Origin of the sequence: Actinopolymorpha sp. B11F2 (assembly GCF_040195635.1) — a bacterium.
In the GTDB taxonomy this organism is placed as follows: Bacteria; Actinomycetota; Actinomycetes; order Propionibacteriales; family Actinopolymorphaceae; genus Thermasporomyces.
This window is the reverse complement of the sequence record NZ_JBEFTX010000062.1, coordinates 1-1,063: the sequence shown is the minus strand read 5'-3', so window position 1 is coordinate 1,063 and position 1,063 is coordinate 1. Positions and strand designations below refer to the sequence as shown.

Here is a 1,063-nt window from a genome sequence, read left to right as displayed (position 1 = left end):
TCCGTGTGACCTTGATTTCCGATCTTGACTCGATCTGACGAGTTGTCGGCTGAGGAGCCGGATCGCAGCCCATCTGACCATTGATTCGTGGTGTTCGGGTTGGCGTTCGTAGTCGCGGGCGCAGCGGCGGTGCCGGACGATCCAGGCCAGGGTTCGTTCGACGACCCAGCGGCGAGGTAGGACTTGGAAGCTGTGCTTGTCGGTGCGTTTGACGATCTGCAAGGTCAACTTCAGCTGCTGCAGGGCCCAGTCGAGGAGTTTGCCGGCATAGCCGGCGTCGGCAAACACCAGCTTGATCCGGCAGAACGACCCGGCCAGCCGTTCGAGCAAGGGTTTGGCGGCGTCCCGGTCTTGCACCGATGCGGCGGTCACCATGACCATCAGCAGCAGACCGAGCGTGTCGACCACGATGTGACGCTTGCGACCATTGATCTTCTTGCCCGCGTCAAACCCTCGAGTGTTCGCACCGACGGTCTCGGCACCCTTGACCGAAGCCGAGTCCACCACACCCGCAGACGGACTCGCCGCGCGCCCTTGACGGATGCGTACTCGGTCCCTGAGCGTGTCGAGGATGTTCTGCGTGACCCCAGCGCTCTGCCAGCAAGAGAAGTAGTTGTACACCGTCTTCCACGGCGGAAGGTCGACCGGCATCGCTCGCCACTTGATGCCGTTGTCGAGCACGTAGTAGATCCCGTTGACGATGTCGCGACGGCAGTGCTCCTCCGGGCGCCCCACCCCCAGGAGCAGTGACGCAGGTTCGGGGAGCAGCGGATCGATCTGCGCCCACTCCGCATCGCTCATATCCGACGGATACCGGCTCACCCGCGTCTGCCGGCGACGGTGGAACCCCGACAGACGGCAGCACCGCTTGACCCGACCCTCATCCAGGGTGGCAACGACAGCACCAACACGGCAGACTAGCAACGGAACTCCTGGTATATCGGCGACTTCAAGCACCGCTCGATCTACCAGGAGTTCCTTCCATTACCAGCGAAGACACGGCCACCATGATCAACAGAGACGAAGCTCACACCAGAGAACCAGGTTCAGGAACAGGCTCTTA

At 62.2% G+C, this 1,063-nt stretch carries 1 protein-coding gene; it reads right to left on the bottom strand.

What is annotated here, in order from left to right; genetic code table 11:
* Positions 1-801 (bottom strand): IS5 family transposase (locus ABN034_RS34220; protein ID WP_349695107.1); only part of this gene is annotated, 801 nt, incomplete at its 3' end.
* Positions 802-1,063: the final 262 nt, after the last annotated feature.